We start from the raw sequence: 21,069 nt of genomic DNA, 5'->3' as shown, positions 1-21,069 counted from the left end.
GTTGAGGCGTGCACAAAAACAATTACAGGAAAGGACCGCCATAAAAAAGCGGGACAGATTTGATTGGTCCTCCAAATCTGTCCCGCTGTTTACGCTCATCAATATATTCGCCCTTGTGGGCTTCAAACCTTGGGCATTGTCGCCAGCATCGAAGCCCGCTGGCTCACTTCGAAATACCAGCCCGCCAGCTTGGGATTCGCTTCACGCCAGTCCACATCCGGGTGGCGCAAATCCAGATACCCCAACGCACAGGCCACGCTGATCGCGGCCACATCGAAATGGCTGGTCAGCTCCGCAATCGCGTCTTTTTCCAGCAACGCCAAGGCGCGGCGGATCTTGTCGCGTTGGCCGTCCAGCCATTCGTCCCAGTGTTTTTCCGGCGCGCGCAGGGCCACTTCATAGCGGGTCAGTACGGCAGCGTCCATGATGCCGTCGGCGATGGAGGCCAGGGTCATACGGCGCCAGCGGGCCGAGCCGTCGCGGGGGATCAGGGGGTTGCCGACGTGCTGGTGATCGAGGTAATCGAGGATGACCCGGCTGTCATGGATGACGTTGCCGTTGGCCAGGCGCAGGGCGGGGATTTTGCCCAAGGGGTTGTCATCGAGCAGTGCAAGGTCCGGGGCGACGGGCGTCAGCACGCAGTTTTGCAGCGCCACGCGGTTTTGTTGACCGGTTTCGTGGAGCAGCACCATGACTTTGCGAACGAAGGGGGAAAGGGGGTTGTGGTAGAGGGTCATGCTGGGGGCGGACATGGCGGCGTCTCGGTCGATGGCGGTGTCGGCAGCATAGCGCGTAATTTTCGCGAACCGAACTCTGTAGGCGCCGGCTTGCCGGCGAAGGCGTCTTCGAATCTTGTGCCAGGCTTGAGGGCCCCTTCGCCGGCAAGCCGGCTCCTACAGGGGGGATGTGATGACCATCCAAAACGTCAGGGGCGTTGCAGCAAGCCGCGAAGGGCGAGGATTGCGGGGGCGCCCAGGCCCAGCCAGCTCAAGGCGTCCCACAGGCCGTCTCCCAGCAGCGCGGCGAATAATCCCGCGGCACTGAGCAGCGCTATCACCGTGGGCGTGGCGAAGACCTTCCAGAAGTTCGACTGCCGCGGCTTCATGCTTGAGCCTGCGCGTTTTCAAGGACAGGTTTTGCAACCTTGCGCCGCACTATCCACAGATAGACGCCACTGCCGAGCACGATGATGGTCAGTATATCCAGGGTCGCCCAGAGGATTTTCATCGGCATGCCGCCGTAGTCACCGAAGTGCAGCGGCTGCGACATGCCCATGGCGTCCATGTACCACGGCCGTTCGGCCACGGCGGTGACTTGCAGGGTGCTGGCGTCGATCAGCACCGGCGTCAGCAGATGCGAAGTCAGGTGCGTGCTGCCTTTCATGAACACGGCGTAATGGTGTTCGCTGGAAAAGCGCGTTCCCGGGAAGGCGATGAAGTCCGGTTGCATGCCGGGCGCGACGTCTTTGGCGATGTCGAGCAGACGGGTGGCGGGCGCCAGTTGCGTCAGCGCTGGCGCGTCGCGGTAGGGCGCGATCATTGCGCTGAGGCTGTCGTTGCGCCAGGCGGCGATCAGCAGGTCGGCGCAGGCGCTGATGACACCGGTCACGCCAACCACCAACGCCCAGGTCAACGTCACCACGCCGATCAGGTTGTGCAGGTCGAGCCAGCGCAGGCGGGTGGATTTGTCCTGGCGTACGGTGGCGAATTTCAAGCGTCGCATGAACGGCAGATACAGCACGGCTCCGGAGACGATCGCGACCACGAACAGCAGCCCCATGAACGCCAGCAACAGCTTGCCCGGCAGGCCGGCGAACATGTCCACGTGCAGGCGCAGCATGACCATCATGAAGCCGCCGTTGGCCGATGGCATTTCCAGCGCTTCGCCGGTGCGGGCGTCGAGCATGAAGGTGTGCGACGAGTTCGGCTCGGTGCCGGCAGTGGCCGCCATGATCGCGATCGCGGCGTTGGGTTCATCTTCCTCGAAGCCGAAGTACTGCATGACTTCGCCGGGACGATGTTTTTCTGCCGCCTGCACCAACTGCTGCAGATTCAGCTGCGGGGTGTCCGCCGGCATTGCCTTCAACTCGGCAGCATCGCCCAACAGGTGGTCGATCTCGTGATGGAAGATCAGCGGCAGACCGGTCAGTGCCAGCATCAGCAGGAACAGGGTGCAGATCAGGCTGGTCCAGGTATGGACGAAGGACCAGCGGCGAATTGTTTTACTTTTCATTTCATGGCCTTCGAAAATACCCAAGCCGTCCTCGTAGGACGGCCTGGGTATTGAACGTGTCAGATCAAGCAATTACCACTTGTAGGTCGCACTGGCGACGACACTGCGTTGATCGCCGTAGTAGCAATAAAAACTGTCGCAGGTGGAGATGTAGTCCTTGTCGAAGAGGTTGGTCGCGTTCAGGGCCAGGGACGCGCCTTTGAGGCTGTTGTTCAGGCGGCCGAGGTCGTAGTGAACAGCGGCGTCGAACACCGTGTAGGCGTCAGCCTTGCCCAGCTCGGTGTTGGCCTGGTCCCCGTAGGTGTTGCCGGTGTAGCGAACACCGCCGCCGACGCCGAAGCCGTCCAGCACGCCGTTGTGCCAGGTGTAATCGGTCCACAGCGACGCTTGTTGATTCGGCATCAGTTGCAGGCGATTGCCCTTGAAAGTGCCATCTTGTACTTCGGATTTAGCCAGGGTGTACGCGGCGATAACCTTGAGGTTTTCGGTCACGTCGGACACGGCTTCCAGTTCCAGGCCTTTGACTTTCACTTCACCGGTCTGGCTGGTGATCGAAACGTTGTCCGAGTTGATTGTGGTGACGGAGACGTTTTTCTGGGTCAGGTCGTACACCGCAGCGGTCAATAGCGTGTTGCTGCCAGGCGGTTGGTACTTGATACCCAGTTCCCATTGCTTGCCTTCGGTCGGCTTGATCGAATCGGTTGGCGAGGCGGTGGCGTTGCTGGTTGGTTGGAACGATTCGGCGTAGGACAGGTAGGGCACGATGCCGATGTCGAACACGTAGCTGATTGCCGCATTGCCGCTGAATTTCTTGTCCCGCTCGGTGTTGGTGGCATCGTCTTTGTTGAAGAATTTGGTACCGGTGTGGACCCAATCCTCGCGACCGCCCAGGGTCAGGCGCCATTGGTCCAGAGCCATCTGGTCCTGAACGTACAGGCCGGTCTGGTAGGTTTTTTGATCGTAGTCGTAGAACGCCGTTGAACGTGCAGGACGAACGATGGGCTGGCCGTAGATCGGGTTGTTGACGTTGGTAGTCAGGCCGTCACCGAAGATCGAGGTGTAGTTGGTGTTGCTGCGTTGGTGATCAAGGCCGATCAACAAGGTGTGACGAATGTCGCCAGTGTCGAAGTCGCCCTGGAAGTTGTTATCCACGGCGAACTGGCTGATGTCTTCGTCGGTACTGGTGCTCGAACGGTCGACGTTGCCTTCGGCGTCGACCTGGGTGAACGGATAGGCACCGGGAGTGAGGACCTGGAACGACAGGTCCGACTTGGTGTAGCGCAGGTTCTGCTTGAACTGCCAGACATCGTTCAGGCGATGTTCAAAGGCGTAGCCCAGTGCGTAATAGGTGCGGTCGTAATATTCCCAGTCCGGGTCGCCCAGGTTTTTGTGATGGGAAATCTTGCCCAGTGGCGAACGGATTTTCGTGCCCTGCACCGGCAGGAACTGGCTGGTGATCCCGGTATCGTCACGGGTGAACTGCGTGAGCAGGGTGAGTCGGGTGTCGTCGTCGATGTTCCAGGTCAGGCTCGGCGCAATGTTGTAGCGCTTGTTGGCGACGTGGTCGATCTGGGTGCCGCTGTCGCGGATCACACCGCTCAGGCCGTAGAGGAACCGACCTTCCTCGTCGATCTTGCCGGTACTGGCGAAGTTGATCTGGCGATGGTTGTCGCTGCCGTATTGCACCTGGATTTCACTGCTCGACTCGGCGCTGGGGCGGCGGCTGACCATGTCCAGCAAGCCGCCTGGCGGGGTCTGGCCGTACACCGATGAAGCCGGGCCGCGCAGCAGGGCGAGGCGGTCCAGGTTCCAGGTTTCCTGTTTCGGGTTGGCGTACACGCCTTTGGGCAGCGGCAGGCCGTCAAGGAATTGCGTCGGTTCGAAACCGCGCACCCGCAGCCAGTCGGCGCGGGTGTCGCTGCCGTAGCTGCTGGCGGTGATACCGGGCATGTAGCGCACGGCGTCATCGATATTTTGCACTTTACGGTCGTCCATCTGCTGCCGGGTGGCGACCGAAATCGAGCGCGGGGCTTCGACCAGCGCGGTGTCGGTCTTGGTGCCGGCGGCGGTGCGGGTGGCCAGGTAGCCTTCCACCGGACCCCAGGCGCTTTCAGTGTTTTCCACGCCGATGACGGCGGTTTCCGGCAGCGCCATCACACCCTCGGGCACGGCCACCAGGCTGTAGGTGCCAGCGCTGCTCTGTTCCAGTTGCAGGCCGGTGCCGCGCAGGGCTTCGCGCAGCGCGCCGGCGGCATCGAACTGGCCTTGGACCGGGGCCGAGGTTTTGCCTGCCGCCAGGGATGGATTCAGCGACAGCGCCAGGCCCGCCTGGCTGGCGATCTGATTAAGCGTGCTGGCCAGGGGCGCGGCCGGCAGGTTGTAGGCGCGAACGCTGGACGCCTGTTCGGCGGCGATCAGTTGACCGCAGGCCAGCGGGGTGCAGAGGGCAATGGCGACGGCCAGCAAACCGGGGCGCAACAAGGTGTCTAGCGAGCGGGACATACAGCGGCTCCTGAAGGGGAATGTTTCTCAATTGCCTAGGTGCCGGACGAGAATGCAAAAGTGATAGGGGTGGATGAAAATAATTTTGATTCATTATTTGCAGTGACGCTGATGGCCTCTTCGCGGGCAAGCCTCGCTCCCACAGGGTTTTGTGTCGTTAATAGAATTACCGCTTAACACAAAACCCTGTGGGAGCGGGCTTGCCCGCGATGAGGTCGGGTAAGGCGCTGAGATATCAGGGCTTGGCTTGGGCCTTCACCACCGTCACCCACCACGGCGTGTGCTGTTCGATCTGCACCGGCAATGTCGGCAGCAGGGCGCTCAGGGCCAGGTCGGTGTCGTGCAGCGGGAAACTGCCGGTGATTCGCAGGTCAGCAATCTCCGGCGCGACACCCAGGTGCCCGCGGCGATAACGGCCAAGTTCCTTGATCAAGTCCACCAGTCGCGCGTTATCCACCACCAGCATGCCGCGGGTCCATGCATCGGCGCCGAGATTAAGTGCGATGATCGGATCGAAGCCGTTGTTGCGCATCAGCACCTGCTGGCCTTCGCGCAGTATCTGTTCTTCAGGGCTCGATTGCGGATGCGCGGCCACCGCCGATTGCAGCACGCTCAGGCGCGTGCCTTCGTCTTCGCGCTTGACCAGGAACCGGGTACCCAGTGCGCGCATGCTGCCTTCGCGGGTCTCGACGATGAACGGCCGGGTATCGCCATGCCCGGTTTCGACGAGGATTTCCCCTTCCTGCAAAATGATCAGTCGCTGCTTTTCATCGAAGCGAACGTCCATGGCGCTGTGGGTGTTGAGGTTGACCAGCGTACCGTCGCTCAGGCGCAGGGTGCGTTGCTCGCCGGTGGCGGTGCGCTGGTCGGCCAGCCAATAGTCGAGCGGCAGATAACGATCGCCGACGAACAGCGCCAGGCCGATCACCGCAACGATGCTCGCCACGCCGCTGCCCAGTTTGCGCACCTGCCGGCGAATGCTTTCGCGCGATTGCAACAATGCTGCGCGGGCCGGACCGCTGGCGGCGCTGAAACGCGCATCGAGCAGGCCCAGTTGGCGCCAGGCCCGGGCATGTTCTTCGTGGGCGGCGTGCCATTTGGCGAATTCTTCGCGATCGACCGGGTTGCCGGCATCCAGGGTCAGCTGCCAGGCGATGGCGGCATCCAGTACTGGCGCCGACACCGGCTTGGAACTGACCGGGCTCATACCGGCTCACCATACAGCGCGATATAGCACTGCCGAATGCCCTGGGCCAGGTATTGGCGCACTCGCGGCACCGAAACGCCCAAACGCTCGGCGATTTGCGCGTGGCCGAGGCCGTCGAGGCGGTTATAGAGAAACGCTGCCCGGGCCTTGCTCGAGAGTTGGCCGAGCAGGCGGTCGATGTTTTTCAGGTCTTCGAGGATCAGCTGCTGCTCTTCCACTGAAGGTTGTTCGGCTTCGGGGATCAGCATCAATTCCGTCAGGTAGGCCTGTTCCAGCGCGGCGCGGCGGAAATAGTCGAACAGCAGGCCCTTGGCGATGGCCACCAGAAACGCCCGCGGCTCGCGAGGCTCCCTGAGTTCATCGCGGCCCAACAGGCGGACGAAGGTGTCCTGACTCAGGTCTTCGGCCCGTTGTGGGCAGGCCACGTTGCGCCGCAGCCAGGCCAAAAGCCAGCTGCGATGGTCGCGATACAACGCACCAACAAGCTCACTCTGGGGGCTTTGGACTGACGGCACGCCGTATCACCGATTGGGAAGTGTTAACTAACGAGAATTGTTCGCGATTGTGGCAGAGGCGGGGGAGGTAAGCAATTGGCCACTGGTCGGGTGGTTTGGATGGTATGTGTTCAGTGGGATCGCGTTATCGTTCTTCGCCGGCGAGCCTGGCTCCTACGGGGATGTTGAGTTGTTCGCCGATTTCGTGGGCGACCCAAACCCCCCGTAGGAGCCAGGCTTGCCGGCGAAGAGGCCGGAACAGGCGCCGCAAATCTAGAAGGACGGCGCGCGCTGCCTGCGTTTCCACTGCCTCACCCGCTGCAGCAGTTCCAACGGACTATGAATCTGCTGCTGCCGCGCCCGGCTGAACAGGATCAGCGCCAGTTCTGCCGTGGCCAGGGCGTCGGCACTGGCGTTGTGCCGCTCGAACACCTCCAGCTTGAACCAGTCGATCCACTCATCCAGCCCTGCCTCGCGAATAGGCGCCTGCGGACACAGCAGCGGCGCGATATCCGCGACATCCAGAAACAGATGCTGCAACTTGTAACCCAGATGATCTTTCAATGCCCGCCCGAGCATGTGCTGGTCGAACGGCGCATGGAAGGCCAACACGGGGCTGTCACCGACAAACTCCATGAAGTCGAGCAAGGCCTGGGCCGGGTCGCTGCCGGCGGCAATCGCACTCGGGCCCAGGCCGTGAATCAGCACGCTGGGACCAAGTTTGAGCTCGCTGCACTGCAAGGTGCGTTCGAATTGCTGGCTGAAGTCGATCGCCCCGTCTTCGATCACCACCGCGCCGATGGACAGTACTCGATCCTTGTTCAGGTTCAGCCCGGTGGTTTCCAGGTCGAGCACCACCCAGCGTTGTTCGCGCAGGCTGCATTCGCTCGGCTCGGCGGCCGTCGGCAAGTGTTGCAGGCGCAGTTGAAGGTCGCCGGACAACATCGGGCCTGACGGGCGCAGCCATGAAAACAGGCTCATAGCTGGTACCGCAGGGCCAGGCTGCTTTGCAGTCGCTGAGCCTGACGCAGGGATTCACGCAGGATCCGTCGATCAAGATGATTGAGACTGTCCGGGTCGACGCGATTGGAGTGGGGCAGGTTCTCCCGGGTCTGGAGCTGATGTTGCTGCATGCGGGTTTGTTGAATGAAGTGATAAGCCTCTTCGTACGCCGCACCGTCCAGCCGTTCGATGACCCCTTTGTCCACCAGTTGGCGGAAGCGCTCCAGGGTATTGTTCGCTTCGATCCCATGGGCCAATGCCAGCAAGCGGGCACCGTCGACGAACGGCGTCAGGCCCTGGATTTTCAGGTCCAGCGTGGCTTTCTCGCCATTCTTGCGAGCCAGCACGAAATCCCGGAAACGTCCTACGGGTGGACGATTGCGCAGGGCGTTCTCGGCCAGCATGCGCTGGAACAACCGGTTGTCGTCAACCTGGTCAAGAATCCCCCGGCGCAGTTGCTCACAGCCTTCCTCATCGCCCCAGACCACGCGCAAGTCGAAATAAATGCTCGAACCCAGCAGATTCTCCGGCGTTGCTTCGCGGATGAACGCTGCAAAACGCCGAGCCCACTCGGCACGGGACAGACACAGCTCGGGGTTACCGGCCATGATGTTGCCCTTGCACAGGGTAAAGCCGCAGAGCGCCAGGCTCTGGTTGATCTGCTGGGCGATGGGCAACAGCTTGCCGCGGATCTCGGCGGCATGGGCCGCGTCCCGGGCTTCGAACAGAATGCCGTTGTCCTGATCGGTGTGCAGCGTCTGCTCGCGGCGGCCTTCGCTGCCGAAGCACAGCCAGCTGAACGGGATGCCGGGGTCGCCTTTCTCGGCGAGCGTCAATTCGATGACCCGGCACACGGTATGGTCGTTGAGCAGAGTGATGATGTGGGTGATCTGGGTCGATGATGCGCCGTGGGCCAGCATGCGCTCCACCAGTTGGCCAATCTCGCCGCGCAGCGCCACCAGGTTTTCCACGCGCTGGGCGCTGCGGATGGTTCGTGCCAGATGCACCAGATCGACCCGCTGCAGGGAAAACAGATCCCGCTCGGAGACTACGCCGCACAGGCGATGGTCCTTGACCAGGCAGACATGGGCGATGTGCCGCTCGGTCATGGCGATCGCCGCGTCGAACGCGCTGTGGTCCGGGGACAGGTAGAACGGCGCCTTTGTCATGTGGCGTTCGATGGCTTCATTGAAGTCGTCCGTGCCGTCGGCCACCACATGGCGCAGGTCGCGCAGGGTGAAAATACCCAGTGGGGCTTTCTGCTCGTCGACGATGACGATGCTGCCGACTTGCTGCTCGTGCATCAGGGTCACGGCTTCACGCAGGGGTGTGGCCGGGCTGCAGGTCACTGGGTGGCGCATCGCCAGTTCACCCAGCCGGGTATTCAGCGAGTATTGGGTCCCCAGGGTCTCCACGGCTTTTTGCTGGACTTGCTGGTTGACCTGATCCAGCAGGCTGCTGACGCCGCGCAGGGCAAAGTCGCGAAACGCGTTGGACAGCGCGAACAGTTTGATGAATGCCAGTTTGTTCAGCTGCAGGCAAAAGGTGTCTTCGGCGGCCCGGTGTTCAGTGCGGGTCGCGCGCTCGCCCAGCAGCGCGGCGAGGGGGAAACACTCGCCGGTGGTGATTTCGAAGGTGGTTTCAGTCCCGCCCTTGGCCGTATGGGGACGCTCACCCACGACCTGACCTTGTTTGACGATGTAGAAATGCTCAACCGGGCCATCGGCGGGCTTTATGATGCTCTCGCCGGGCGCATAAAAACGCAGCTGACATTGTTCGACCAGGTACGCCAGGTGGGCGTGTTCCATTTGATTGAAGGGCGGGAAGCGCTGAAGAAATTGCAAAGTACCCTGGATGTTTTGCAACACCGCGGTTTTCCCGGCCTGGGTGAAGGCGTCCGCTTTACTCATAACCAATACCGCAGTCTTTTGAATTGTTGTTGTCGGATGACTGACCCATGGTCGGCCCCTGCGCCTTGGGTGCCCATTGGACGTAAGTCTAGGTAGGCAGGTGCAACTGATGGAAGTTAGGAAATATCTGACGCAACTATCGGAAAAGCCTCCTACATTGGCTATAGGAGAACTTTCTGACGAAGGGCACATTGAAGGTCTTGCTGGTGCTGTCTGAACGAATGAGTCAGGCGATTGAATTGATATGTAGAGAAAGCCATGTCCGACCACGATATTTTGAGTGACGCCGAGCGCGAGGCGCTGAGTGCGGTCATGCTCGAACCTGACTTGCCGCCGCAGCGGGTGCTGATCGTCGACGACGATAAAGACGCGCGTGAGTTGTTGTCCGAGATCCTCGGCCTGGATGGCATCCGATGCCTGACCGCAGCCAGTGGCGAAACCGCACTCAAGATGTTGAACGAAAAGCCGTCGATCGGCCTGGTGATCACCGACCTGCGAATGGGACAGGTGGATGGCCTGGATCTGATTCGCCAGGTCCGGGAGTCGGTACGGGCGGCCATGCCGTTCATCATCGTTTCCGGTGACGCCGACGTGAAAGACGCGATCGCCGCCATGCATCTGAGCGTGGTGGACTTTTTACTCAAACCTGTCGATACCGGCAAGCTGTTAGCGCTGGTCAAGCATGAGTTGGGAATGGATGTGTGAGTCGCTGAAAGATCAAAAAATCCTACAAAAAAAGCCCTGATCTTTCGATCAGGGCTTTTTCATTTCCGGCATCAGCGCTCAATCACAGGCCATTGGCAGCCTTGAACTCGCGACGACGACGGTGCAGAACCGGCTCGGTGTAGCCGTTCGGTTGCTTCGTGCCTTCGACCACCAGTTCGACCGCCGCCTGGAAGGCGATGTTGCTGTCGAAGTCCGGTGCCAGCGGACGGTACAGCGGATCATTGGCGTTCTGGCGGTCAACCACCGGTGCCATGCGCTTGAGGCTTTCCATCACTTGCTCTTCAGTGACGATGCCATGGCGCAGCCAGTTGGCGATGTGCTGGCTGGAAATGCGCAGCGTCGCACGGTCTTCCATCAGGCCGATGTCATTGATGTCCGGCACCTTCGAGCAGCCCACACCCTGGTCGATCCAGCGCACCACGTAACCGAGAATGCCCTGGGCGTTGTTGTCCAGTTCGTTCTTGATCTGTTCCGGGGTCCAGCTCGGGTTCACTGCCAGCGGGATGGTCAGGATGTCGTCCACCGACGCGCGGGTACGCTTGGCCAGTTCGGCCTGACGGGCGAACACATCGACCTTGTGGTAGTGCAGGGCGTGCAATGCAGCGGCGGTAGGCGAAGGTACCCAGGCGGTGTTGGCGCCAGCCAGCGGGTGAGCGATTTTCTGTTCGAGCATCGCCGCCATCAGGTCGGGCATGGCCCACATGCCTTTACCGATCTGCGCGCGGCCTTGCAGGCCGGTGCTCAGGCCGATATCGACGTTCCAGTTCTCGTAGGCGCCAATCCACTTCTCAGCCTTCATGTCCGCCTTGCGCACCATCGGGCCGGCTTCCATGGAGGTGTGGATTTCGTCGCCGGTGCGGTCGAGGAAGCCGGTGTTGATGAACACCACGCGCTCGCTGGCTGCCTTGATGCAGGCCTTGAGGTTGACCGTGGTCCGGCGCTCCTCGTCCATGATCCCGACTTTCAAGGTATTGCGCGGCAGCTCGAGCACGTCTTCGATGCGACCGAACAGTTCGTTGGTGAACGCGGCTTCTTCCGGGCCGTGCATCTTCGGCTTCACGATGTAGACCGAGCCGGTGCGGCTGTTCTTGCGCGAGTTGTTGCCGTTGAGGCTGTGAATGGCCGCCAGGCTGGTCACCAGACCATCAAGGATGCCTTCCGGTACTTCATTACCGTCTTTGTCGAGGATCGCGTCGATGGTCATCAGGTGACCGACGTTACGCACGAACAACAGCGAACGACCGTGCAGGCTCAGCTCCTGGCCGTCGATGCCGGTGTAGCGGCGATCGGCGTTCATGGTGCGGGTAAAGGTCTGACCGCCCTTGGAGACTTCTTCCGACAGATCGCCCTTCATCAGGCCGAGCCAGTTGCGGTAGATCACCACTTTGTCGTCGGCATCGACGGCGGCGACCGAGTCTTCGCAGTCCATGATGGTGGTCAGCGCAGCTTCCATCAGGATGTCTTTGACGCCGGCCGGATCGGTCTGGCCGACCGGGGTGCTGGCGTCGACCTGGATTTCGAAATGCAGGCCGTTGTTCTTCAGCAAGATCGCGGTCGGGGCGTTGATATCGCCGTGAAAACCGATCAGTTGCGCATCGTTACGCAAGCCGGTGTTGCTGCCGCCTTTAAGGGCGACCACCAGTTTGCCGTCGACGATCTTGTAGCCGGTGGAATCGACGTGAGTGCCAGCAGCCAATGGCGCCGCTTCGTCGAGGAAGGCGCGGGCGAAGGCGATGACCTTGTCGCCACGGACCTTGTTGTAGCCTTTGCCTTTTTCCGCGCCATCAGCGTCGCTAATGGCATCGGTGCCGTAGAGCGCGTCATACAGCGAACCCCAGCGGGCGTTCGAAGCGTTAAGGGCGAAACGGGCGTTCATCACCGGCACCACCAGCTGCGGGCCGGCCATGCGGGCGATTTCGTCGTCGACGTTTTGCGTCGTTGCCTGGAAATCGGCTGCTTCTGGCAGCAGATAACCGAGGTCTTGCAGGAAGGCTTTATAGGCCACGGCGTCATGCGGTTGACCGGCACGGGATTGGTGCCAGCCATCGATACGAGCCTGGAAATCATCGCGTTTGGCGAGTAGGGCTTTGTTCTTCGGTGCCAGGTCATGAATGACCTTGTCGGCACCGGCCCAGAACTTATCGGCGGTGAGGCCGGTACCGGGAATGGCTTCGTTGTTCACGAAGTCGAACAGGACTTTGGCGACCTGCAGGCCACCGACTTGAACGTGTTCAGTCATTGCTTGCCTCACTCTGCTCAGCTATTTCGCTTTTCAGCTCTTCAATTTTGACAATGAAGCCTCTGGCCATTTAAACCACAAACCCGTCTACCAGTACATGCCATTGCGGGCGGCTGGGGTTGGTCCAATCAACGGCTTGGGGCCTTGCTGACGGGGCTTTCAGGGTTGCGACGGCGCCTGGGCAGACATCGATCCAAGTTATGTAGTGCGCGCTGCGGCATACTACATGATGAATTGCGCTTATGAAAATTAGACTAATTACGTCGTTCTGCGACCCTATGACGCATTGCGGTCAGGTCGGGGAACGGGATGTTCTCAAAAAACCAATAGATTGTTCCAGTTAAATATCAAAACTTGTACACGATTTGTTGTTGGCAGGTGCTTTGGCGGCGCTCCATTCGCGGGCAAGCCTCGCTCCTACGGGTTTTGTGTCGGGCGGCAATTTTGTGAACGGCACAAAACCCGTAGGAGCGAGGCTTGCCCGCGAAGGCGTCAGACGACTCAGCGCAGGACCAACCCTTGCCTATACTTCTTTTTCTATAACAAAAGAGGGCTGCGCCATGGACCACCTCGTACTCACCGTATTCGCTCCAGACAAGCCTGGGCAGGTCGAGCGCATCGCCCAGTGCATTGCCGAGCACGGCGGAAACTGGCTGGAAAGCCGAATGTCGCGCATGGCCGGGCAGTTCGCCGGGATTCTTCGGGTTGGCGTGCCAGCCGAAGCCTACGACGAACTGGTCGATGCCCTGCAGGCGTTGTCCGCCCACGGCATTCGTGTGCTGATCGCCGAGAGCGGTATCGAACAATCCTGCACCTGGAAACCGATTGCGATGGAACTGGTGGGCAATGATCGTCCGGGTATCGTCCGCGACATCACCCGTTTGCTGAGCGAACAGGGGGTGAACCTCGAGCGGCTGGTGACCGAAGTACGCCCGGCACCGATGAGCAGCGAGCCGTTGTTCCACGCCGAAGCGATTCTTGCGGTGCCGTTGACGTTGTCCCTGGACGTATTGCAGTCGCGCCTGGAAACCCTGGCCGATGACCTGATGGTGGAACTGGTACTGCGCAGCGACCCTTGAAAGGTTATCCAGTTTAAACGTGCACCTGCCTGTGGATAACCTGTAGAGACAGCCCGCCAGGCCACGCCCACCGGGCTTCTTCAAGACCTGATCAAAAAACCAGCAGTTTCAACAAGTTGCGCACAAACGGCGGGGATGACGCTGTGGATAACCTTGGGAAGGATCGATGCAGGCCACGAAGGACGTGGCCTGCGGAGGGTTGTTCGTTTTTTGATCAGTTGCGGCGGCGCAGACTTATCCACGCATCGACGCTGTAAACCGCCAGACCGGCCCAGATAAAGATGAACGCCAGCAGTGTGCTCGACGACAGTTGTTCCCCAAACAGCAGGACGGCTTGCAGCAGTACCAGCGTCGGCGCCAGGTACTGGAGAAATCCGAGCGTCGTGTAAGGCAAATGCCGTGCAGCGGCGTTGAAACATACCAGTGGCACCAACGTCACCGGCCCGGCTGCAACCAGCCACCAGGCTTCGGATGTAGTCCAGAACTCGGGCTGAGCGCTTGTGGCCGTCTGATTGAAAAGCAGCCAGGCAATGGCAATCGGCACCAGCATCCAGGTTTCCACCACCAGGCCGGGCAGCGCCTTGACGGGCGCTTGCTTGCGGATCAATCCGTAGAAGCCGAATGTCAGCGCCAGCACCAACGACACCCACGGCAAGCTACCGACCTGCCACACCTGTTGCGCCACGCCGACCGCCGCCAGCGCCACGGCCAGCCACTGCATGCGCCGCAGCCGTTCCCCGAGGATCAGCATGCCCAACAGTACATTCACCAACGGGTTGATGTAGTAACCGAGGCTGGCTTCGAGCATGCGGCCGTTGTTCACCGACCAGACATAGGTCAGCCAGTTGGCTGCGATCAGCGTGCCGCTCAAGGCCAGGATCGCCAGGCGTTTCGGGTTCTCACGCAGTTCGCGCCACCAGCCCGGGTGCTTCCAGACCATCAGCAGCAAGGCGCCGAACAGGGCGGACCAGAGTACGCGGTGGATGATGATCTCCACCGCGGGCACGTTGGCGATGGCTTTGAAGTAGAGCGGGAAGAGTCCCCAGATGATGTAGGCACTCAGGCCCAGAATGTACCCGCGACGCGGGTTGGCGGCTTGCATGCAGAATCCTTGCTTAGGCAGCTAACAAAGAGGGGATTGTAAGGAGATTTGTCTCGATGTGCTGACCCTTGTAGGAGCGAGGCTTGCCCGCGAAGAACGATAACGCGGTATATCAGGCAGACCGCGTTATCGTTCTTCGCGGGCAAGCCTCGCTCCTACAGGGTCGTGTGGATCAGAAGAGTTTTAGGGGTTCTTCATTCAGCGCAGCCAACTGCTCACGCAACGCCAACACCTGGTCACCCCAATACCGTTCGCTGCCGAACCACGGAAAGCTGTGGGGGAACGCCGGGTCGTCCCAGCGGCGGGCGAGCCAGGCGCTGTAGTGCATCAGGCGCAGGGCGCGCAGCGGTTCGATCAGCGCCAGTTCCCGCGGGTCGAAGTCGTGGAACTCGTTGTAGCCGTCCATCAGTTCCGACAACTGGCCGAGACATTCCTGGCGGTCGCCGGCGAGCATCATCCAGATGTCCTGCACCGCCGGGCCCATTCGACAGTCATCGAGGTCGACGATATGGAACATCTCGTCGCGACACATCATGTTGCCGGGGTGGCAATCGCCGTGCATGCGGATGTTCTGGTGCGGTGTCGCCTTGTAGACCTCTTCGACCCGCTTGAGCAGGTCGCGGGCCACGGACTCATAGGCTGGCAGCAGGCTTTTGGGGACGAAATTGCCTTCGAGCAATGTCGTCAGTGAGTCGTGACCGAAATTTTTCACGCCAAGTGCTTCACGATGTTCGAACGGCTTGGTTGCGCCCACGGCGTGCAAGCGACCAAGCAGTTGGCCGAGGCGATACAGCTGATCGAGATTGCCCGGCTCCGGCGCGCGGCCGCCACGGCGGGGGAACAGGGTGAAACGAAAACCGTTGTGTTCGTGCAGGCTGGCACCGTTGTGAATCATCGGCGCCACCACTGGCACGTCGCACTCGGCGAGCTCGAAGGTGAACTGGTGCTCTTCGAGAATCGCCTCGTTGGTCCAGCGTTGCGGACGATAGAACTTGGCGATCAGCGGTTCGGAGTCTTCGATGCCGACCTGATAGACACGGTTTTCGTAGCTATTGAGCGCCAGGATGCGTGCGTCGCTGAGAAAGCCGATGCTTTCGACGGCATCGAGCACGAGGTCTGGGGTGAGGGTTGCAAACGGGTGGGCCATGCTGACTCCTGCGCGCAGCAGGCTGCCGCGTCCGGCCAGACATGGTAGCGCAGACGGGGCTTCTTTAGGGGGTTAGGCTTGAGATGGGTGTTGTCCGCGCTGACGCCTTCGCGAGCAAGCTCGCTCCCACAGGGGGCTGCGGTGTGCACAGGATTTGTGACACACAGGAGATCCTTGTGGGAGCGGGCTTGCCCGCGATGAGGCCTTATCAGGCGCCGACGATCCCGCCATCTTCCCGCGAAATCGCTATAACCGAAGATCTCGGCTTGCCATTCGGCAGGTGCTCCGGGAACGTCGACCCACCGTTCTCCCCCGGGTGCTGGATCCCGACGAACAAGGTCTTCTGATCCGGCGAGAAGCTGATCCCCGTCACCTCGCAGCCCACCGGCCCGACCATGAAGCGACGAATTTCCCCGGTCGCCGGGTCGGCACACAGCATCTGGTTGTTGCCCATGCCGGCAAAATCACCGGCGTTGCTCGAATCACCATCCGTCTGAATCCACAGCCGCCCGGCACTGTCGAAGCCCAGTCCATCCGGGCTATTGAACATGTTCTGCGGCGTGACGTTCGATGAGCCACCCTTCGGCGTGCCAGCATGCACGCCCGGGTTGCCGGCCACCACGAACAGATCCCAGGAGAAGGTCTTGGCGCCATGATCGTCACGATCAGTGTGCCAGCGCAGGATCTGCCCATAGACATTCTTCTCACGCGGGTTCGGCCCACCCACCGGTTGGCCGTCCTCGCCGCGCTTGGCGTTGTTGGTGAGGGTGCAATAGACCTGGCCATCCTCGGGGCTGACGACGATCCATTCCGGACGGTCCATGCGCGTGGCTTTCACCACGCTGGCGGCGAGGCGCGCGTGAATCAGTACCTCGGCCTGATCGGTAAAACCGCTGCCGGCATCGATGCCGTTTTTTCCGTGGGTCAGTTCGATCCACTCGCCCTGGCCCTTGGGATGTTCGGCATTGCCGTCGCCTGCGTTGAAGCGCGCCACGTACAGGGTGCCATGGTCCAGCACGTCGCGGTTGGCCTTGGGGTCTTTGTGGTTGATCTTGTCGCGGCTGACGAATTTGTAGATGAATTCGCCACGTTCGTCGTCGCCCATGTACACCACGGCGTGACCGTCTGCGGTTTCTGCCAGGGCAGCGTTTTCATGCTTGAAACGGCCCAACGCGGTACGTTTGACGGGGGTTGATTGCGGATCGAAGGGGTCGATTTCCACCACCCAGCCATGACGATTGAGCTCGTTCGGGTTCTTCGCCAGGTCGAAACGCTCGTCATGCTGATGCCAGTTGATCTCTTTGCTGGCCGCCACCGCACCGTAGCGTTTCTGCGCGGCATTGAATTTTTGCTCGGCATGGCTGCTGCCGAAGCAATCGGTGAAATTCTCTTCGCAGGTCAGGTAAGTGCCCCACGGCGTCTTGCCATTGGCGCAGTTCTGGAAGGTGCCGAGGACGTTCTTGCCCTGGGGGTCGGCGCTGGTTTTCACCAGTGTATGGCCGGCGGCCGGGCCGCTCAGGCTGATCGGCGCGTTGCCGTGGATGCGCCGGTTGTAGCGCGAACCCTGGACGAAGTGCCACTGGCCGTCCTTGCGCTGAACCTCGATCACCGACACGCCTTCGCAGGCCAGTGCCTTGCGCACATCGGCGGCCGATTGCGGCATGCCGCCGTGGGGGTAGAGGTAGCGGTAGTTGGTGTACTCGTTGTTGATCGCCATCAACGCCCGGTCTTGCTCCCCGGGAAACTCGAACAGGCTCATGCCATCGTTGTTGTCACCGAACTGGGCTTCCTGTTGCTCGGCGGTGCCGTTGCCGCTGGGGTCGAACGCCGGACCGTCCTTTTGCAACGGCTGGCCCCAGCTGATCAACACCGAGGATTTGTAGCCGGGCGGCAGGCTGATGGTGTCGCTGGTGGCCGCGGGGATGCTGTCGAAACCCAACAGTTTGCTGGTACCTGCGCTGACACTGGCAGCGAGCACACTGCGGCTCAGCAGATTGCCGCCGAGGAACATGGCCGCGCCGCACAAGGCGCCGGCGCTGATAAAGCCGCGACGGCTGAGGCCGACCATTTTTTCGAGATCGGTGGACTGGTTTTCTTCCAATAGGCTCACATCAGGCTTCCTGCAGGTTTTTGCAGCCACCTTAAAGAGCGATCGTGACACTAATGTTTCAGAGCGGTGTACCGAGCAAAACGTTGGATGGCGCGAACTGCACCCGTACCGCTTTATCCGTGGAGAGACCCAGGGTCCGCAAGTGCAGCGGCTCGGCCAGCGCACAGAGGGTCTGGCCATTGGGCAGGCCGATGCGCACTTCGCTGGGCCCGTCTTCGGCGTCGAGGATTTCTTCGATGATGCCGGTCAGGTCATTGTGTCCTGGCGTGACTACCCCGTGGATGTCGAGCAGATCGAGCCAGCCGGCCTTGATCAGCGCCACCACTTCAGTGCCGTTCTCCAGCTCCAGGCGCAGGGTACTGTCGTGGGTGATCTGCGCATCGATGGTCAAGCCTGCGGCCAGTTCCAGGCGAATCAGATCGTTGCGCCCCTGGCTTTCAATCGCCATGACCTTGCCATGCAATTGATTGCGCGCGCTGGTCCTGAGCATCAGTCGACCGAGCAGGTCGAGGTCGCTGGCCTCTTCGGCAGCTTCCAGCACCTGAGCCTGCAGCACTTGCAGCTTTTGATAGAGGCGCAAGACGCGCTCGCCTTCGCTGGACAGTCTGGCGCCCCCGCCGCCCTTGCCGCCGACACTGCGCTCTACCAGCGGTTTCTGCGCAAGGTTGTTCAGTTCGTCGATGGCATCCCACGCCGCCTTGTAGCTCAGGCCTGCACTTTTTGCGGCACGGGTGATCGAGCCCTGTTCGGCGATGTGTTGCAGCAAGGCAATGCGCTGCGGGCGACGGACGATGTGCTGGGTCAGCAGTGTCGGTAGGGGCATGGAGCGGTCTTTTTAATGGGTGGCGGTGGCGTCGAGTGTAAGGGAAATTCACTTGACGCGAGGCCTGCCGGCGCAACCCTGGCGGGAGGCCGCTTACCCTCTTGAGGCGTCACTGCGGTGCTTGCTCCGTTGCCAACAAGGCGCAACTGGTTTTTTCGTCACGCCGATGAACGAAATAAATCCGTGCATTCAACAATAGAAAACCGGCACCTGCCGCTGCACTTTGAAGCAGCAAGAACGTCTCGATATCTGCAGAGTTGAATTGAAAGCTGTAGAGGGTCGGCGTCAAAATCAGCAGCATGATTGCATTGATCGACAATTGCGGGATCAAGGTCTCGCCCCGGGCTCGAAGGTGGGCAATGGTCAGAGACAGCAATGAACTGCAGGTGAGGAATATCAATAACGTAAAATAGAGCTTCATGGTGTAATCGGTGATGGAGCCTCCGACGGCAAGAAATACATAGTCGGCACAGAAATACAGAATGACGCCGCTTAGTATCATCATCCCGATTATCCAACTCAGTCCAGCCCGATAGCATTGTGCGGACTGTTTAACCTGTCGACTGACTTCAAGGCTATGAATCTGGCTGAAGGCGAGCGAGGGAATGATGAGCAGTCCAATCACCGTCATGAATACGGATAGCTGAGCGACGAACTGTGTATCGATTCGCGCGAGCCGTTCCGTCAGCAGATAAAAATACACTTTTTGCCCGCTTAACCCTGCGGCGATTGGAAGGCCTGTTCCCAAAAAATAGCGACACACTTTTTTTGCCGATTTTAGAGAGCAATAACGTTGGTCTTTGGTCAGGTTGATTAGATACAATAAAGTAAGAAGCTCAGTGACTGTAAAATAGGACATTGCATAGTATTTGAAGTTGTCGCTGCTGATGGCTGAAAACAGTATCGCTAGCGCAATGCAGCCAAATAAGGTGATAGCTGTTTTTGCTTTTGCGCAGCTTGAGGCCTGTCCAGTAGCTTCCAGAAAAAGCTGTAAATAAGTATTGAGTACCAGCAGCGGAGTACAGGCTATGTAGATAAGCACCAGCGTCCAGAAAGCATCCCTGTCCAAATCCTGGAGTCCGTCTGCACTGCTGATAAAATAGGTCGCTGAAAAGCACGCCAAATACGTTATTGTTGCAATGATCAGTGCAAGGGTAAAGCCGCCGGTAAATACATCACGTTGCGCCGCAGGATTTTGCGCTAGAGAAGCTGCTCTATTACCAATAGTGGCCAGTATTAAAGAGAAAAACGCTGATATTATCGATGCGGCAGCTAGCACGTAAGAAAAAACCGGTAAATCCTCAGCGCTTTTATGAGCCATCAGCACGAAAACGGTTGAAATTCCAATCGCGGGTGTTAAGCGACCTAGCGTAAACGCCGGCAGTGATTTCCTGACTACCTCGCTATAGCTCACGCTCGTGACTCCAGATGCTTAACATTTTGCTTCCGAACTCAGCTTCGTGAAGCGTTTGGGTCAGTTGAAAAGCCGTGTCGAGATTTTCCTTGTCGGGAGTGATTTCCAGTTTCTGCACGTGTTAAGTATATGGTGATGGCAAATTTCGTCGACTTCGTGCAACGACGAAATTACTGGTAATTAATCAAGAAGTTATCGTGTTGATGTTAGGCGGTAACTTTTTGAATGCAATCCCTTGCGGGAAAAACAGTGGTTGTTTACATACTTTTCTCCATGTGCTGTAGGAAAAATCTTATATATTAATATCAGCATGTAAAAACTCTTCAGCATCGATTACCACATGATGATCAATCCCCTGGCTTTGCCGTCCGTGCCAGGCAATACACATCGACCCGTCGCGCACCGGCCTCGATCAACAGGCGGGAGATAGCGTCGGCGGTGGAGGCGGTGGTGAGTACGTCATCGATAAGTGCGACATGGCAGCCTTGTACCTGCTCTGCGTTGAGCAGGGTGAATGCACCGCGCAAGTTGCGCTTCCGAGCCTTGGCGTTCAAGCCTTGCTGAGCGGGGGTTTCCTTGGTTCTCTTTAATAATTGCTCGTTGACCGGCAGATTCAAGGACGTGCCCAGCCAGTGGGCCAACATGGCCGCCTGGTTATAGCCACGCTGACGCAGGCGTTTTTTGGCCAGCGGCACGGGTAGCAGGCAGTCGGGGCGCGGCAAGCCTTCGTCGAAGCGGTGCTGCAAGAATTGCCCAAGCATTTGCGCCAACAGACGCCCCATAGGCCATTTGCTCTGGTGTTTGAAGCGTAATACCAGGCTGTCGACCGGAAAGGCGTAAAGCCATGGCACCAGGACCTCGCTAAACGCTGGTGGGTGAATGGAGCACTGGGGGCAGCTAAGGCCTGACCCTGGCAATGGGAGGGCGCAGCTCTGGCATTGGTCGCCGAGCCAAGGCAGCTCGGTTTCACAAGCAGTGCAAATAGGCGTCGCATCATCGGACGCTTCGCCGCACAGCAAACAGGATTGTTTGTTTTTTAACCAGATGTAAACCGGTCCATCGTATTGTGGTTGACAGCGCAT

At 59.7% G+C, this 21,069-nt stretch carries 17 protein-coding genes; 2 read left to right on the top strand and 15 right to left on the bottom strand.

Features of this window, described 5'->3' with window-relative positions; all coding sequences use genetic code 11:
• Window positions 1-122: 122 nt before the first annotated feature.
• From PMA3_RS27875 to PMA3_RS27840, 8 genes are all read right to left on the bottom strand, one after another.
• A complete protein-coding gene (locus PMA3_RS27875) occupies window positions 123-752 on the bottom strand; it encodes a glutathione S-transferase (protein ID WP_064680152.1) in 630 nt (209 codons plus the stop codon).
• A gap of 173 nt (window positions 753-925) precedes the next feature.
• A complete protein-coding gene (locus PMA3_RS27870; RefSeq protein ID WP_064680151.1) occupies window positions 926-1,105 on the bottom strand; it encodes a hypothetical protein in 180 nt (59 codons plus the stop codon).
• Window positions 1,102-2,232: a PepSY-associated TM helix domain-containing protein gene (locus tag PMA3_RS27865; protein ID WP_064680820.1), complete on the bottom strand. Its 1,131-nt coding sequence runs from the start codon at window positions 2,230-2,232 to the stop codon at window positions 1,102-1,104. The genes PMA3_RS27870 and PMA3_RS27865 overlap by 4 nt, the downstream gene beginning before the upstream one ends.
• A 72-nt stretch (window positions 2,233-2,304) precedes the next feature.
• Window positions 2,305-4,734, bottom strand: coding sequence for a TonB-dependent siderophore receptor (locus tag PMA3_RS27860; protein ID WP_064680150.1), 2,430 nt, complete (start codon window positions 4,732-4,734; stop codon window positions 2,305-2,307).
• A gap of 235 nt (window positions 4,735-4,969) precedes the next feature.
• Window positions 4,970-5,941 carry a FecR domain-containing protein gene (locus PMA3_RS27855; protein WP_064680149.1) on the bottom strand — a complete coding sequence of 324 codons (972 nt, stop codon included), beginning with the start codon at window positions 5,939-5,941 and terminating at the stop codon, window positions 4,970-4,972.
• Entirely contained in the window at window positions 5,938-6,456 is a 519-nt protein-coding gene (locus tag PMA3_RS27850) for an RNA polymerase sigma factor (protein WP_064680148.1), read from the bottom strand. The genes PMA3_RS27855 and PMA3_RS27850 overlap by 4 nt, the downstream gene beginning before the upstream one ends.
• Before the next feature lie 252 nt (window positions 6,457-6,708).
• Window positions 6,709-7,416: a 3'-5' exonuclease gene (locus PMA3_RS27845; protein ID WP_064680147.1), complete on the bottom strand. Its 708-nt coding sequence runs from the start codon at window positions 7,414-7,416 to the stop codon at window positions 6,709-6,711.
• Entirely contained in the window at window positions 7,413-9,347 is a 1,935-nt protein-coding gene (locus PMA3_RS27840) for a putative nucleotidyltransferase substrate binding domain-containing protein (RefSeq protein WP_064680146.1), read from the bottom strand. Before PMA3_RS27840 ends, PMA3_RS27845 begins: the two co-directional genes overlap by 4 nt.
• Before the next feature lie 258 nt (window positions 9,348-9,605).
• On the opposite strand from PMA3_RS27840, the gene PMA3_RS27835 reads away from it, so the two are divergent.
• Window positions 9,606-10,052 carry a response regulator gene (locus PMA3_RS27835; RefSeq protein WP_064680145.1) on the top strand — a complete coding sequence of 149 codons (447 nt, stop codon included), beginning with the start codon at window positions 9,606-9,608 and terminating at the stop codon, window positions 10,050-10,052.
• A gap of 82 nt (window positions 10,053-10,134) precedes the next feature.
• On the opposite strand, the gene PMA3_RS27830 is transcribed toward PMA3_RS27835, so the two are convergent.
• Window positions 10,135-12,312 (bottom strand): malate synthase G, encoded by a 2,178-nt coding sequence (locus PMA3_RS27830; protein ID WP_064680144.1) that lies wholly within the window; start codon window positions 12,310-12,312, stop codon window positions 10,135-10,137.
• 560 nt (window positions 12,313-12,872) lie between these two features.
• Between PMA3_RS27830 and PMA3_RS27825 the strand changes: the two genes are divergently transcribed.
• A complete protein-coding gene (locus tag PMA3_RS27825; protein WP_064680143.1) occupies window positions 12,873-13,391 on the top strand; it encodes a glycine cleavage system transcriptional repressor in 519 nt (172 codons plus the stop codon).
• A gap of 214 nt (window positions 13,392-13,605) precedes the next feature.
• On the opposite strand, the gene rarD is transcribed toward PMA3_RS27825, so the two are convergent.
• From rarD to PMA3_RS27795, 6 genes are all read right to left on the bottom strand, one after another.
• Window positions 13,606-14,493, bottom strand: a complete 888-nt coding sequence (gene rarD, locus PMA3_RS27820) for an EamA family transporter RarD (protein ID WP_064680142.1) — start codon at window positions 14,491-14,493, stop codon at window positions 13,606-13,608.
• Between the two features lie 172 nt (window positions 14,494-14,665).
• Entirely contained in the window at window positions 14,666-15,640 is a 975-nt protein-coding gene (locus tag PMA3_RS27815) for a serine/threonine protein kinase (protein ID WP_064680141.1), read from the bottom strand.
• 208 nt (window positions 15,641-15,848) lie between these two features.
• Window positions 15,849-17,750 carry a PhoX family protein gene (locus PMA3_RS27810; protein ID WP_064680140.1) on the bottom strand — a complete coding sequence of 634 codons (1,902 nt, stop codon included), beginning with the start codon at window positions 17,748-17,750 and terminating at the stop codon, window positions 15,849-15,851.
• Between the two features lie 58 nt (window positions 17,751-17,808).
• Window positions 17,809-18,573, bottom strand: coding sequence for a TOBE domain-containing protein (locus tag PMA3_RS27805; RefSeq protein WP_064680139.1), 765 nt, complete (start codon window positions 18,571-18,573; stop codon window positions 17,809-17,811).
• A 109-nt stretch (window positions 18,574-18,682) separates the two neighbouring features.
• On the bottom strand, window positions 18,683-19,987 hold the full coding sequence (locus PMA3_RS27800; RefSeq protein WP_064680138.1) for a hypothetical protein: 1,305 nt from the start codon (window positions 19,985-19,987) through the stop codon (window positions 18,683-18,685).
• A gap of 347 nt (window positions 19,988-20,334) precedes the next feature.
• Complete coding sequence (locus PMA3_RS27795) at window positions 20,335-21,069, bottom strand: ComF family protein (protein WP_064680137.1); 735 nt, start codon at window positions 21,067-21,069, stop codon at window positions 20,335-20,337.

The sequence above is a fragment of the Pseudomonas silesiensis genome, assembly GCF_001661075.1.
Taxonomy (GTDB): Bacteria; Pseudomonadota; Gammaproteobacteria; order Pseudomonadales; family Pseudomonadaceae; genus Aquipseudomonas; species Aquipseudomonas silesiensis.
This window is presented reverse-complemented; position numbering and strand designations above follow the sequence as displayed.